Source organism: Saccharopolyspora endophytica (assembly GCF_018070075.1).
GTDB classification, from domain to species: Bacteria; Actinomycetota; Actinomycetes; order Mycobacteriales; family Pseudonocardiaceae; genus Saccharopolyspora; species Saccharopolyspora endophytica.
In genome coordinates this window covers 25,464-37,717 of record NZ_JAGPXE010000021.1, presented here as the reverse complement: position 1 = coordinate 37,717, position 12,254 = coordinate 25,464, and the positions used below count along the sequence as shown (strand labels likewise).

The 12,254-nt window shown below is 65.7% G+C and carries 15 protein-coding genes; 13 read left to right on the top strand and 2 right to left on the bottom strand.

The window, feature by feature from the left end:
* Positions 1–224 precede the first annotated feature (224 nt).
* Complete coding sequence (gene ribD / locus KBO27_RS32090; protein WP_246538700.1) at positions 225–1,103, bottom strand: bifunctional diaminohydroxyphosphoribosylaminopyrimidine deaminase/5-amino-6-(5-phosphoribosylamino)uracil reductase RibD; 879 nt, start codon at positions 1,101–1,103, stop codon at positions 225–227.
* A gap of 20 nt (positions 1,104–1,123) precedes the next feature.
* Positions 1,124–2,302, bottom strand: coding sequence for a helix-turn-helix domain-containing protein (locus tag KBO27_RS32085; RefSeq protein WP_210973613.1), 1,179 nt, complete (start codon positions 2,300–2,302; stop codon positions 1,124–1,126).
* 328 nt (positions 2,303–2,630) lie between these two features.
* On the opposite strand from KBO27_RS32085, the gene KBO27_RS32080 reads away from it, so the two are divergent.
* The 13 genes from KBO27_RS32080 to KBO27_RS32020 all read left to right on the top strand — a co-directional run bounded on the left by KBO27_RS32080 (position 2,631) and on the right by KBO27_RS32020 (position 12,233).
* Positions 2,631–4,061 carry an ATP-binding protein gene (locus tag KBO27_RS32080; protein WP_210973612.1) on the top strand — a complete coding sequence of 477 codons (1,431 nt, stop codon included), beginning with the start codon at positions 2,631–2,633 and terminating at the stop codon, positions 4,059–4,061.
* Positions 4,039–4,473 (top strand): hypothetical protein, encoded by a 435-nt coding sequence (locus tag KBO27_RS32075; RefSeq protein WP_210973611.1) that lies wholly within the window; start codon positions 4,039–4,041, stop codon positions 4,471–4,473. Before KBO27_RS32080 ends, KBO27_RS32075 begins: the two co-directional genes overlap by 23 nt.
* A gap of 2 nt (positions 4,474–4,475) precedes the next feature.
* Positions 4,476–4,817 carry a DUF742 domain-containing protein gene (locus KBO27_RS32070; protein ID WP_210973610.1) on the top strand — a complete coding sequence of 114 codons (342 nt, stop codon included), beginning with the start codon at positions 4,476–4,478 and terminating at the stop codon, positions 4,815–4,817.
* Positions 4,798–5,409: a GTP-binding protein gene (locus KBO27_RS32065; protein ID WP_210973609.1), complete on the top strand. Its 612-nt coding sequence runs from the start codon at positions 4,798–4,800 to the stop codon at positions 5,407–5,409. The genes KBO27_RS32070 and KBO27_RS32065 overlap by 20 nt, the downstream gene beginning before the upstream one ends.
* Entirely contained in the window at positions 5,406–6,017 is a 612-nt protein-coding gene (locus tag KBO27_RS32060; protein WP_210973608.1) for a GAF domain-containing protein, read from the top strand. Before KBO27_RS32065 ends, KBO27_RS32060 begins: the two co-directional genes overlap by 4 nt.
* Before the next feature lie 52 nt (positions 6,018–6,069).
* On the top strand, positions 6,070–7,290 hold the full coding sequence (locus KBO27_RS32055) for an acyl-CoA dehydrogenase family protein (protein ID WP_210973607.1): 1,221 nt from the start codon (positions 6,070–6,072) through the stop codon (positions 7,288–7,290).
* A 138-nt stretch (positions 7,291–7,428) separates the two neighbouring features.
* Positions 7,429–8,421 carry a tetratricopeptide repeat protein gene (locus tag KBO27_RS32050; RefSeq protein WP_210973606.1) on the top strand — a complete coding sequence of 331 codons (993 nt, stop codon included), beginning with the start codon at positions 7,429–7,431 and terminating at the stop codon, positions 8,419–8,421.
* A gap of 78 nt (positions 8,422–8,499) precedes the next feature.
* On the top strand, positions 8,500–8,820 hold the full coding sequence (locus KBO27_RS32045; protein ID WP_210973605.1) for an RNA polymerase-binding protein RbpA: 321 nt from the start codon (positions 8,500–8,502) through the stop codon (positions 8,818–8,820).
* A gap of 310 nt (positions 8,821–9,130) precedes the next feature.
* Positions 9,131–9,388: a DUF397 domain-containing protein gene (locus tag KBO27_RS32040; RefSeq protein WP_307870734.1), complete on the top strand. Its 258-nt coding sequence runs from the start codon at positions 9,131–9,133 to the stop codon at positions 9,386–9,388.
* Between the two features lie 156 nt (positions 9,389–9,544).
* Complete coding sequence (locus tag KBO27_RS32035) at positions 9,545–10,150, top strand: hypothetical protein (RefSeq protein ID WP_210973603.1); 606 nt, start codon at positions 9,545–9,547, stop codon at positions 10,148–10,150.
* 240 nt (positions 10,151–10,390) lie between these two features.
* Positions 10,391–11,671 carry a ParB/RepB/Spo0J family partition protein gene (locus tag KBO27_RS32030; protein ID WP_210973602.1) on the top strand — a complete coding sequence of 427 codons (1,281 nt, stop codon included), beginning with the start codon at positions 10,391–10,393 and terminating at the stop codon, positions 11,669–11,671.
* A 103-nt stretch (positions 11,672–11,774) separates the two neighbouring features.
* A complete protein-coding gene (locus tag KBO27_RS32025) occupies positions 11,775–11,966 on the top strand; it encodes a hypothetical protein (RefSeq protein WP_210973601.1) in 192 nt (63 codons plus the stop codon).
* Between the two features lie 96 nt (positions 11,967–12,062).
* Entirely contained in the window at positions 12,063–12,233 is a 171-nt protein-coding gene (locus tag KBO27_RS32020; protein ID WP_210973600.1) for a hypothetical protein, read from the top strand.
* Positions 12,234–12,254: the final 21 nt, after the last annotated feature.

The window sequence follows — 12,254 nt, the reverse complement described above, 5'->3', positions numbered from 1 at the left end:
CCCCAGTCCAGTCGCCGCGCAGGCGAGCGCTGGGCGAGTACAGATCCATTTCGCGTCAAACGCAACGTCGAGAGGGAGGAAACGGGGAGGGCCCAAGGCCGGATACTGGCGTTCGCCTGCACCCGCGCCGCCTTCATGATCACTCGAACGACCCAACGGGGGTGATCACCTGTTCCGTGGCGCCCCACCACGATTCGGCGCGAGTGCGAGGGCGTGGCAATGGTTCACGGTTCTGGATCAGCGCCCGGTGTGGGATCCTCGGGACGGTAATCGGTGATGATCCCGTCTAGCACCGGGTGCAGTGCCGCCAAGTTCCATCCGGGCGGGAGGTCGATGATCTCCGGGGCGAGCCCGTCGAGCGAGGGGATTGCGGGGTCGCGGGTGTGCGACAGGACTCGGTCGATCCATCCCCCGGTGAACAGCGGGGCGGTCGCGATGTCGGTCTGGCCGCCGAGAATGAGGGCTCGGCGGGCACCGGTCGCGCCGAGTGCCGAGACGGCCTCTTCAGGTTCCCTCGGGAGCGGTCCCGCTGGCGTCCGGAGGACGTCGGGGTGGTGGCGGCCTGCGATGGCTTCGGCGACCTCGCCGCATTCGTCGATGATGAGGTCAACCTCTGGGGCCGCGAACTTCCGTAGTCGCTCCCTGCCGTCGGTATCGGTGGAGGTGCCCCAGATCAGGTACGGGCGGCCTTGGGCGAGGCTGTGCAGCCACGGGTGCAGGAGCAGCCTGACTTCCCGCTCGGCGGTACCGACGATGACGTCGATTCCGGCTTGCCGCAGAAGTGCGATACCGCCTTGGCCACGTGAGGTGGGATCTTCCAGCCCAACCACGACGCGGGCGACTCCCGCGTCGATCAAGGCTTGGTGGCACGCTGGTGTCACCCCGACGTGGCAGCAGGGTTCGAGCGTGACGACCGCTGTTGCGCCGCCTGCTCGGTCACCTGCTGCTCGCAGTGCGTTGACCTCTGCGTGAGGTTCGCCCTTCCGTCCGTGGAACCCGGCGCCGAGCACTCCACCGGCCGGGTCGAGAATGACACACCCCACCGGCGGGTTGGGGCTGGTTGCCCCGATACGCAGGGCGGCCAAGGTGAGAGCTTGACGCATCGCACCAAGTTCGGTGAGCCTCATTTTTCTCCTGTCACGGTGACGGCGGCGATGAGTTCGGCGACCTCGGGGACTCGCCGGTGCGGGCGCAGGGACTCGGCCACGGCCCGGACCTCGGCGGCGCAGCGTCCGGAACTGACCGCGCGGGCCAGGCCCCATGCCGTGCGCGCCTGGTCGGCGGCGGCGTCGATCCGTCCCGCCTCACGCAGGGTGATCGCGTAGCGGACGAGGTGGGCTGCTCGGTCTCGCTGATACACGCTGGACAACTGTTCTAGGCTGGCGTCGAACAGTGCCGCGGCTTTCCGGGGCCGTCCCGTGACCGTCCAACACCACGCCCGCTGAAGAGCGACCCAGTTGGCCGTGGCGAAGGCGCCGTGGCCCGAGCGGGCGTCGCCGGCATCGTGGTCTTCGGCGTAGTCGTGAGCACGGTCGAGCATCCGGTGTGCAGAGGTTTCGTGACCGAGCGTACCCAATGCCAGGGCGTGCTGGGCGTCCAACGCGGCCCGCATGGATGCCTGCGGTTCGCCCTCATCGTGCGCTCGAGCGAGGCGTTCGAGGACCCGGTGCGCGGTCTGCGGAGCAGCTCGGCTGCTGGTCGTGGGCAGGGTCTGTTGCGCCCGGCGGTAGTGCGTCCACGTCACGAGGTCGCGATCGCCGCCGGTTCGTGCCAGATGCAGGGCTTGTTCGGCCCAGTGCCGTGCGGTGAAGAGATCTCCCAGGTCTTCATGCAGCCACGACGCCGACTCGGCGTACTGAGCCGCCAACCGCAGTGCCCGCTGGCGAGCGTCCTGGGGACCGTGGTCGATCAACGTGGTCAACAACGGGATGTTCTGCTGAACCCCGTGCAAGGCGTGGGAGGGACCAACGACGTTGTCGGCTTTGACCAAGGCGTGCCATTGCTCGGCGAAGTAACTGAGCACGTGGTCGGGGTCGACGTTGCGTGCCCATACTCGATCATCCGCGGACGCTGGCCCCTGGACCAGCTCGATGTCGCTGACGTCGAGAGCTTCGTCGAGCTGGTCCAGGGTCCAACCCAGCGCCTGGGCGAGCGCGGGACGCCGACGCGGTGCCGGATCCCACTTCGCACGCTCCCAGTCACGCACAGCGTCCGGGCTGACCCCAAGCTCGGCAGCCAGAGACTCGCGGCTGTAGCCGCGGCTTCTACGACGTTCGGCGAGATCGTGTCGACGACGAACCATAGGTCAGTAATACCAACCGCAGAACACTTTCGGGGAACGACACCTTGCGTGTTGTCCCTAAACTGAGTTGGCGGCAGGGCATCCACAGTGCAGGACGCTCACCAGCTTCGAACACGCACTGGGCTGCCCGGGTGATCCTTGGGTTGCTGTCATAGCCGGTCACGAAATCCAGCGGGCGTATTCCCTCCCTGTTTCCTCCCCCTAGTGCGTTGCGGACTGCTGTGAGTCGGTCTGTACTCACCGCCGAATCTGATCTCACCCGGTCGAGCCCGCGCCTGAATACGGCGGACCCCGCAACGTTGCGGTTCGACCTGTTCTAGGGGGTGTTATGGCGCACGCACCGCTGCGCGCTCACGATTCGGCGACACGCGGGCCGGTCATCGTGCTGGTGCTCGTTTCAGCTCTGCTGGGGTTAGGCGCCGTTATCTGCAGTGCCACCGGGTTTCGACTGCCTGTCCTCTTCGCAGTCCTGATCGCGGCGCTCATCGTCGGGGCAGGCATCGGCACCCTCGTCATGCTGCCGAACCAGGCCAGGCCTGACTCGCCTGACCTCGACGCCGAGTCAGGCGAGCACCGCGCGACCACGTCGGAGGCGGTACCGCCGGCAACCGACGAACAGCACGAGCGGCCTGTGCCAGGTGAGCCCAGCGCTGAGATGTGGTTGCCGCTGGCAGCCCGGTTGCAGTCACTGCTGCTGCGGCTGGTCAACGAGATCGACAGCCTGGAGCACGATGTCGAGGACCCCGAGTTGCTCCACGCGCTTTTCCGCGCTGATCACCTGGTGATCCAGGCCTTGCGACTCGCTGAAACTCTGGAGGTACTGGGCGGTCGTCCGGTACACCGCAGGGCCCGCGAGCCGGTGCCGCTGCGGGCCTTGGTACGGGCAGCGATCTCGGAGATCACCCGCTACACCCAGGTGGAAACCACTCGCATCGACGACGTCGCAATCGTCCCGGCAGCGCATGGCGATCTCCGTCACGTGCTGGCCGAGCTGATCGATAACGCCACATGGGCCTCGGACCCCGATGGTGAACCGGCACTGGTCAGGGCTCGGCTCATCCCAGCGGGGTTGAAGATCACCATCAGCGATCACGGAATCGCCCCGAGGACCGAGGATGAATTCGCCCGGTGCAATGCCGTGCTGCGGGGCTCAATACAGGTGGCGCAGGTACTCGCCGACGGCCAATACGGGCTCGCGGTCGTAGGGCTAGTCGCGCAGCGACGCGAAATCCACGCCTCGCTGGAGCCCAACCAGTACGGCGGCACCGACGCGGTGATCGTCGTTCCCCAACAGTGGCTGGTCAAGCCCACACAGCCGAGCCACGCGCCCCCGGCGCAGCCTTCACTTGCCGCCGAACCGCACCCCCAGCGACAGCGAAACACACCACGTCACCTCGCCGGAGAGCTCCTCCCCGAGCAGGTCTCACTGCCGCCGAACCCACCCACGCCAGCAGCCGCGGAATCGACCCTGCCGCAACTGCCCAACCAGCCTCCCGAGACGAGGTGGGCGGTATCGAACCAGAGCAGCGATTCGAAACCGCCATTGCCACAGCGTGTTCCGGGGCATCACATAGACCCCCTACCGCGCCCGGAGCCCGCATCCGCGCCACGCAACACCTTCGATCCCGACGCCATTGGGCAGGTCAGCAACACGCTCACCGGCCGCTCACCCGCCTTGCCATCCCCGGATGAGGCTCCGTACCCGTTCTTCCCGTCCCGACCACAAGGAACCGTCGATGACTTCAGCGAACGACCGTGATCTGACCTACCTCCTCGACGACCTGCGTGCCACGACCCTCGGGGTCTGCTCGATCGTGCACGCCTCCACCGATGGCATCTGCAGGCACTTCAGCGGCTTGACGCGCGAGGCCGCGGAGCGTGAGGCCGCGCTGGCCAGTTCTATGCGGGCCTCGGCAATGCAGGTGCCCACTGAGTCGATCATCGACGAGCCCGTCACCGACCTGACCTACCTGAACTTCGAGGTGGTTGGCTCGAAGGCAGGTCTGCACGCGATGCTCACCCAACCGGCCGACCGCGGCCTGCTGCTGGCCGTGGCCGATGACCGATGCCCACCGCTGGTTCTGGCGAAAACCCTCAAGCAGCTGGGCAACCGGGTCGCCTCCTGGTGGAAAACCGATCCTCTCAACGGAACCACTTCACTGGCCAGGTGAGGATGCGCGACGAGGACGACATCGAGCTGCGAATCCGTCCGTACCTAGTAACCCGCGGTCGCACCGCCGTGGATCCACGTCTCCGGGTCGATTCCACCGTGCTGGCCACCGGACAGATCGCGCCCACGGAGATCCGCGCCGAACACGGTCACGCCTTGGGGCTATGCCAGCGTCCCGCTTCCATCGCTGAACTCGCGGCACAACTCGACCTTCCCGTGCCGTTGGCGAAGGTCCTCGTTACCGACTTGCTGGTGCACTCCGCCGTGTGCCTGCGCGCCACGCCGGATGAAGCACCTGATCTTCACATTCTCGAGGAGGTCCTGCATGGGCTCAGACGACTCTGAGACGATTCCAATCCCGGTGAAACTCGTTATCGCCGGCGGTTTCGGCGTCGGCAAGACCACCTTCATCGGCTCGTGCTCGGAAATCCGCCCGGTGCGCACCGAGGAACTACTGACCACCGCCAGCGTCGGAACCGACGACCTCACCGGAGTGCGCGCCAAGACCACCACCACGGTCGCCGCGGACTTCGGGCGGATCACATTCCCCTACAGCAACCACGGCCTGGTGGTGTACCTGTTCGGTACCCCGGGTCAACGCCGCTTCTGGCCGTTGTGGACTGAGCTCACCCGCGGCGCGATCGGCGCGGTTGTGCTCGCCGATGTCCGCAAACTCGACGACTGCTTCGACGCACTCACCTTTTTCGAGACACGGGACATCCCGTTCATCGTCGCAATCAACGTCTTCAACGACGCCCACACCTACGACAACCAGGAACTGCGCGCGGCCCTGGCATTGCCACCGCAGGTACCTCTGCTGTTCTGCGACGCACGTCACCAACGTTCGGTCGTCGACGTGCTGATCGGACTCGTCGAACACGTCCACGCCCGTACTCGACACACCCTGTCCACCCTGCCGTTGGGAGAGCCACGATGACCCACCCCGAGGACCAACAGATCCTCGATCTCCGACTGTCACAGCAGGTCAACCCGTTGCGCAACGACCCCGACGCGCCGCTCCGGAGGCGGCGACTGGCCGAACTCGGTCTCGCGCACGACCGGCCCCAGGCCCGCCTGGACGCCTTCGCGGCCGAGCTCGCCCGCGGCGCCGCCGAGCTCATCAACGGCTCCCTCCCCGACGCCATGGTCAACGTCTTCGCCGGTGATCACCAATACTTCGCCGGAATGCACCTGCCCGCCGGCGCCAGCGTCGACGCCACGGCCGGACTTCGGCAACAGCACACCGCGCCGTCACGCGTGATGAGCCTGGACACCGGCTGGTGTCCCCACGTGGTCTCGCGTCGAAAGGCACTGACGCTGCCGGATGTCTTCGCGATGGTCCGCTTCTCCACCAACGAGGCGGCCACGAAACTCGACATCCGCTCCTACCTCGGTGCCCCGCTGCTGGATCCCGACAGCGGCGTCGCACTGGGAACCGTATGCGTCATCGCGCGCGACACCCGACCTTACGACCGGGACGCCACCACGTTCATCAAGGACAAGGCACACGAAGCGATCCAGCTGATCACTGGCCGCGCCCCATGATGCCCATGCCGACAGCCAGCACCGCCGGTGTATCGCCTCAGGATCTTCGTCGTTGCCCACTGGAACGGGAGTGCTGATGTTCACCAGCCGCAGCAGGCACACTGACCGTGCCGAGCACATCGACCGCGACTTCCTGGTGTCCCGCCACCGCGCCCTCATCAGCGAGGTCGCCGAGTTCGCCCAGGAACATGTCCGCCCTCGAGTCGCTGAGCTGGAGGCCTCCGGGGAGGTCAACGAGGACCTCGTGCGCGTGCTAGCTCGTCGCGGCTGGATCGGCGCGACCATCCCGACCCGCTACGGCGGCGCCGGGCTGGATCACCGCAGCCGAGTGGTCATCATCGACCAGCTCGCCCGCGTCTCCGGTGCCATCGCCGCGGCCGCACAAGCCAGCGACATCCCAGTGGCGATGTTCCTGCACATCGCGAGCCCGGCACAGAAGCAGGAGTGGCTTCCGATGCTGGCCAGCGGGCAGACGCTGGCCAGCATCGCCGTCACCGAACCCCGCTCAGGTGGCCACGTCCTCGGCATGGAAACCACGGCCACCCGCAACGGCGACGCCTACGCCCTCACCGGCCAAAAGTGCTACGTCGGCAACTCCCACGTCGCCGATGTCCACGCCGTCGTCGCCCGCACCGCCGAGCGCCAGCTCAGCGTGTTCGTCGTCGACGCCAACGCCGACGGACTCACGCTCATGCCGCACCAGCCGGCGTCCGGGATGCGGGGTTTCAGCTTCGGCGACCTCCGCTTCCAAGCCGCCCGCATTCCCTCGACCGCCCGCCTCGGGGCCCAGGGCGACGGCCTCGACGCCGCCTACCTGGCCTCTGTCGTGCACGGGCGTCTCGACATCGCCGCCGTCGCGGTCGGCCTCCACCACGAGCTGCTGGCGGCCACCGTCTCCTACGTCCAAGGGCACCCACGCCTGCGCACTCACGAAACTGTCCAGCAACGGCTAGGGCAGATGCAGTCGAACCTGCTCACCGCACGTCAAGCCGTCTACCACGCGGCCTGGCTGCTTGATTCCGGCGGCGACTGCGACGCCGAGCTGTTCAACGCCAAGCACGTCGGCATTGACCTTGGCATCCACTCCGCCCGCCTCGCCGCCGAGGTCTTCGGGGCCCGCGCCCTGCGTGCTGCCGAACCGGTCGAGCGATGCATCCGCGACCTCCAGTACCTCTGGGCACCGGCGGGAACCGGCGATGTTCAACGGTTCCGCCTCTACCAGACCGCGCTCGGCATCACGAAGTCGTCCTGGTCCCTGCGCTCCACCACGTGAACCCCGCCCCGCAGCCTGACCTCACACCATCCCCCTCGAGAAAGCCACCGTCGTGACCGAATCGGCGGGCTCGCTGTCAAACCCGCCCTGACGAGCACGAACTAGCCAGCCCAAACCACCACAGAACCGGAGGAACCCATGCCCACCGACACGTCTCTCGATTCGCTCGACCGTGCACTCCCCAGGCTCATCACCGCGGACCGACTCCTCAATCCCCACGCTCGACGGTTCAACGACGTAGACTGGCGCCCGGCCGAGCGGGACTCCGCCGTCTTCGTTGATGCCGGCGCAGCCCAGGCCTGGTTCTCCGAGAACCGCCTCAAGCTTCGCCAGTTGGTCGACCTCGCCGCCGCCCAAGGCAGCGACATCACTGTGTGCCGTATGGTCGAAGCCTTGTGGGGTGGCCTGCTGAAATGCCGCGCGCACCGGCTTTTCCTCCCAGCCCACCAACTGGCCGTCACCGCCGCAAGTCGAGCACAGAATCCAGCTGAAGCGCTCATCTACGCGCGCACGTCATGGAGCTTGCGCGTCATCGGTTCGATCGAGCAAGCCAAGCTCGTAGCGCAACAGGGTCGTGCGATCGCTATGCGCACCGGTGACCGGCATTCGGAATCGCTGGCCGCCAGCGCTGAAGGACGTGCCTACCTCGCCGCCAACAACCCGCAGGCAGCAATCACCGCCCTCGAGCATTCCCTGGAACTGGCCAAGCAGCTCGGAGAAAACCGTTCCAGCGCGCTGCGCCTCCAGCACCTCGCGGAGTGCCACACCGCGCTCGGGCAACTCGACCGCGCCGAGCAGCGGCTCAACACCGCACTCCAGATCCTGACCGCACTTGGAGATGCCGAAGGCACCGGCCGGGCGCGCTGCATCCTCGCCGACACGCTACTGGCCGACAACCAGCCGGATGAGGCACTCAAGCTCCTCCTACAGACCCTCGAGGACCTCGTGCGACCAGGGGCCGAGGTCAACCGCGGCGATGTGCTCATACGCGCCGGCCACGCCTCAGCTGCCCTCGGCGACCGCGATGGTGCCCGCTCCTACTATCAACAAGCCAGCATCCAATATTCCCGGGCCGAATCGTGGGACAACTTCGCCGAGGCGAGCGCTGCCATTAAATCGATTCATGACTAAACGCATCTCCATAACCCGAGAGGGGCCACTAAGAGCCCCCAAATGAATGCAACGCCACGTTCGACAGAGACAAAAGCCATGGATGATTCGACTGTTACCACCGCCGACAACAGCAAACACTGGTCAGAACCGGTTGCCCACCAGATCGTGCGCTACAGCTGCCCTATGGGCCACGTTCTCGAACTTCACTTCGCCGATACCGCGCAGCCACCACTGACATGGACTTGCCCGCACCACAGCCAGCCCGCCGATCTCACCGGCAATTCTGGCGGCAACGCTGCGGAACCGTCGAGTTCGGCGCGCCGCGACAAAACACACCTAGACCACGTGTTGCAACGGCGAACATTTGAGGATCTGGCGGCACTCCTCGACGAGCAACTCCGTAAGCGCCACCGGTGATCGACCACATCAACTCGGCGCTACCATCGATTTCGAAGGACACTCCCGCGTTCCGGCCATACTTTTCACCGTCCAGCTGCAGACGGACGATGCCGCTATGGCACCAAATGATCTCGACAACACCCTACGGTCCCCGCACGGATCAGTCCGCCTACCAGAGGGACAACGCCAAGTCCCGGAATCCACACTCCCGTCAGATCCAGGATAACCAGGCTATCCCACCTTTCGTCAGGTAGTACGCAACACTGTTAGAGCACGATGTCCCTCGGAGAGGTAATCTCTCTCGCTTACCGCGCACTTGACCAAGGTGATGACGCCCGGCGCCTCCTCGTCCGCATCTCCACCGAGATCGCCCAACTCCCCCACCAGGACTAGACCCATGTTTACCCACTGGCGAAAGTCCAGCAAAAGCCTCCACAACCCTGAACAGTGCGTCGAAGTCGCGACCGCACGAGGGAAATACGGTATCCGCGATAGCAAAAACCCAGATACCGGCATGCTCATTCTCAACCGCTACCAATGGGCCGAATTCCTCAACGCAGCCAAGCACGGTAGATACAACCCGTAGCAACGGCAAGCAGGGGGTTCGAGCCCCTTCGACCGCACTCAGCTGGGCGAGTTCGAGACTCGGTATCAACGGCGCTGTCTCCGCTCTGCCTGCCGACAGCGTGCTGGACGCCGAACCGCTCCACGCAACACGGGCACCCCGGAGGGGACCCCGCCCGTGTTGCGCTCCGGGCTCGTCGCCCAGCCGCGGGACCGCAGGCAGAACGAAAAGCGCCGCAGCACTCGTGATCGGGTAAGCGGCGGCTATGAGTTCTGCGTTTTCCGGTTCCTGCGGAAAAGGATCACGCAACCAATGAATTTGCCAAAAATAAGCCGCTTTCAGTACGGACCCGATGAATCACGGGTCTACCTCGACGACGCCCACCTCATCGGAATCCTGGAACATCCCACCGACGACCCTCAGGTACAAGTGACCTTCTGCACTCCCTCGGGCAAGTGGTTTGATCTGCCCGCGGCCGAGGACATCACAGGTGGGGTCAGTTCGATCATCATTGCCAGCCTGCACTACGACTACCGCCCGCACGAGATCGCCATCGGCTACTTCACCCCGTGCGGCTACGGGATCTGGTGTCCCACCTGCCACGGCGCTGGCACCGAGCTGCCGCGCTACTACGACGACCGTGCCGAGGCTGGGGAGCGGGCGGTGGGCGACCACGAGGACCTCTCCGGTCAGCCAGCCGTGCTGGTGCCCAAGCCGTTCAGACTCCAACCAGATGTGGCTCCGCCGAACGCCTGGCCAACCACCGACCACGACCGGCCCTGAACAGTCGCAAGTCCTGGCTCACCCACTCCCCTGACACAAGAAGGATTCCTGCCTTTTCGCGGCGGGGTCGGACATCTGTCCGGCCCCGCCGCTGCTTTGTGTCCGGAATCCGATGAATGGAGATCTCTCATGACGACGACCGAACAGCAGCTTCCGTACTTCGACAAGCTCGACCCACAGGACCTCGTGCTCCGGAACAATCCGCGCACGATCTCCGACCTGCAGGCCGAGGAACCCGACATGCTGGCCAGCGTCGGCACCCACGGGGTGCGGCTCCCGATCCTCGCCACCCCCACAGGCGAGGGCCCGGCGGTCATCGATGGCTTCACTCGCGTCTTGTGCGCGCTGCACCACCGGCAGGACCAGGTGCCGGTGCTGCTTGTTGCCGAGGACGAAGCCGAGCAGTGGCGGCGGTTGGTGGATCAGTGGATCGCCAACGAGCATCGCCGCGGACTCGGTGAGGCCGACAAGGCCGCGATGATCGAGCAGATGTCCCTGTTCGGGCTCAGTCCGGACGATATTGCCGACCAGCTCACTACCGACGTCACGGTCGTGAAAGCCGCGCTGAAGGTCCGCAGCAGCGAGAAGTCGACCTCACTGGCCCAGCAGAATGATCAGCTGGACATGCTGCAGCTCGCCGCGATCAGCGAGTTCGAAGACGACGATGACGCCTACGCCGAGATCGTCGACACGCTGCACCATCGACCTGCGCAGCTCAACCACGTGATGACCCGCTGCCGCCACGAACTCGAAGCCCGCCAGGCCCGCGAGGCCGAGATCCAGCGACTCACCAGCGCAGGTGTCACGGTCGTCGACGCGGCGCAGTTGCCGGAGACCTCACGTCCGTTGTCGACGTTGAAGGACGGCCACGGCCAGGCCCTGTCGGACGAGGTTGAGCAGCACCAGTCGTGCCCCGGGCATGCGGCGAGCGTGCGGTCGACCTACACCGGTGAGGCACGCGTGTCCTGGCATTGCCTGGCTTGGAAGAAGCACGGCCACCACCTACGCTCCGATGCCCCCGGTGGGGAGCAGGGTTTGTCCGAGGAGCAGAAGGCCGAACGGGCACGGGCGCGGGAGCACAACCCGCAGTGGCGTGCCGCGCTGGAGGTGCGCCGGGAGTGGTTGAGCGAGTTCCTCCAGCGCAAGACGCCCCCGAAACAGGCCCGGCAGTTCCTCGCCTCTGTTCTCGCCGCCGGCGACGAGCGGGTGACCAAGGCGATCAGTCGCAGCAACCGCTACGCGCGCAGCGTGCTGGGCGACAAACGCGTCGACCGGCTCGCAAACGGTGGGCGTCGGATGACCGAGGACCAGGTCACCATGCTTGAACTCGGGATCGTCCTCTGCGCCTACGAGGAAGCCTACGACGCTGCCCACACGGTGAGTACCTGGCGCTCCCCCACTCCGGCTGATCACCGCTACCTCACCGCGCTCGCACACTGGGGCTATCCGCTGTCCCCAGTGGAACACCTCGTTCTCAACCCCGAGAACAACGCCAACACTCCGGGCGATCAGGCCGCCTGAATCTCAGTCGCTTCGCCCATCTCGCGGCGGGTCCGGATGCCCACGGTCCACGCCCTTGGTGACCCGGGGCCCGCCGCAGTTGTTCTTGGAGGGAGGTTTTGCGGTGTCTGCTGACGAAGAATCGGACCTGACGAAGGTGAGCAACGAGCATCTTGAAGTGCTGACGTTCGACGCGATCATCGATCGCGATACCGGGCGGCTCGATGAGTTGCAGGCCGAATGGTTCCGCCGTGCCGAGCGCAGCCGCCAACTCGGCGAACTCTCCCGCGACCACAGCCGCAAACCCCGCCGGTAACGCTACGGCTGGACTCAGCACACAGCTCTGTATTCCCCTGACAAACCAACTCCTATCTGAGAAGTGGATGTCTGTCCAATGTGGTTCTTCCTGGTCATGTTTCAGCTCCTCATACTCGTTTTCGTCGGTGGACTCGTCGTTGCCGCGCTGCGGCACGTCGACGCCTTCTTCACCGCCGTCATCGACCTCATCCGTCACACCACCGCTGCGACCGCGATCGACTCCACGCCCGACGAGTCCCCGGAGGACTCGACCGAACCCCAATAACAGTCCCCTGTGACAACGCCG

Excerpts from the sequence above, each read along its gene's own strand:
- KBO27_RS32085 (WP_210973613.1), bottom strand. The coding sequence starts at position 2,302 with ATGGTTCGTCGTCGACACGATCTCGCCGAACGTCGTAGAAGCCGCGGC.
- KBO27_RS32070 (WP_210973610.1), top strand. The coding sequence starts at position 4,476 with ATGCGCGACGAGGACGACATCGAGCTGCGAATCCGTCCGTACCTAGTA.
- KBO27_RS32050 (WP_210973606.1), top strand. The coding sequence starts at position 7,429 with ATGCCCACCGACACGTCTCTCGATTCGCTCGACCGTGCACTCCCCAGG.
- KBO27_RS32080 (WP_210973612.1), top strand. The coding sequence starts at position 2,631 with ATGGCGCACGCACCGCTGCGCGCTCACGATTCGGCGACACGCGGGCCG.
- KBO27_RS32045 (WP_210973605.1), top strand. The coding sequence starts at position 8,500 with ATGGATGATTCGACTGTTACCACCGCCGACAACAGCAAACACTGGTCA.
- KBO27_RS32075 (WP_210973611.1), top strand. The coding sequence starts at position 4,039 with ATGACTTCAGCGAACGACCGTGATCTGACCTACCTCCTCGACGACCTG.
- KBO27_RS32030 (WP_210973602.1), top strand. The coding sequence starts at position 10,391 with ATGCTGGCCAGCGTCGGCACCCACGGGGTGCGGCTCCCGATCCTCGCC.
- KBO27_RS32060 (WP_210973608.1), top strand. The coding sequence starts at position 5,406 with ATGACCCACCCCGAGGACCAACAGATCCTCGATCTCCGACTGTCACAG.
- KBO27_RS32065 (WP_210973609.1), top strand. The coding sequence starts at position 4,798 with ATGGGCTCAGACGACTCTGAGACGATTCCAATCCCGGTGAAACTCGTT.
- KBO27_RS32040 (WP_307870734.1), top strand. The coding sequence starts at position 9,131 with ATGACGCCCGGCGCCTCCTCGTCCGCATCTCCACCGAGATCGCCCAAC.
- KBO27_RS32020 (WP_210973600.1), top strand. The coding sequence starts at position 12,063 with ATGTTTCAGCTCCTCATACTCGTTTTCGTCGGTGGACTCGTCGTTGCC.
- ribD (WP_246538700.1), bottom strand. The coding sequence starts at position 1,103 with ATGCGTCAAGCTCTCACCTTGGCCGCCCTGCGTATCGGGGCAACCAGC.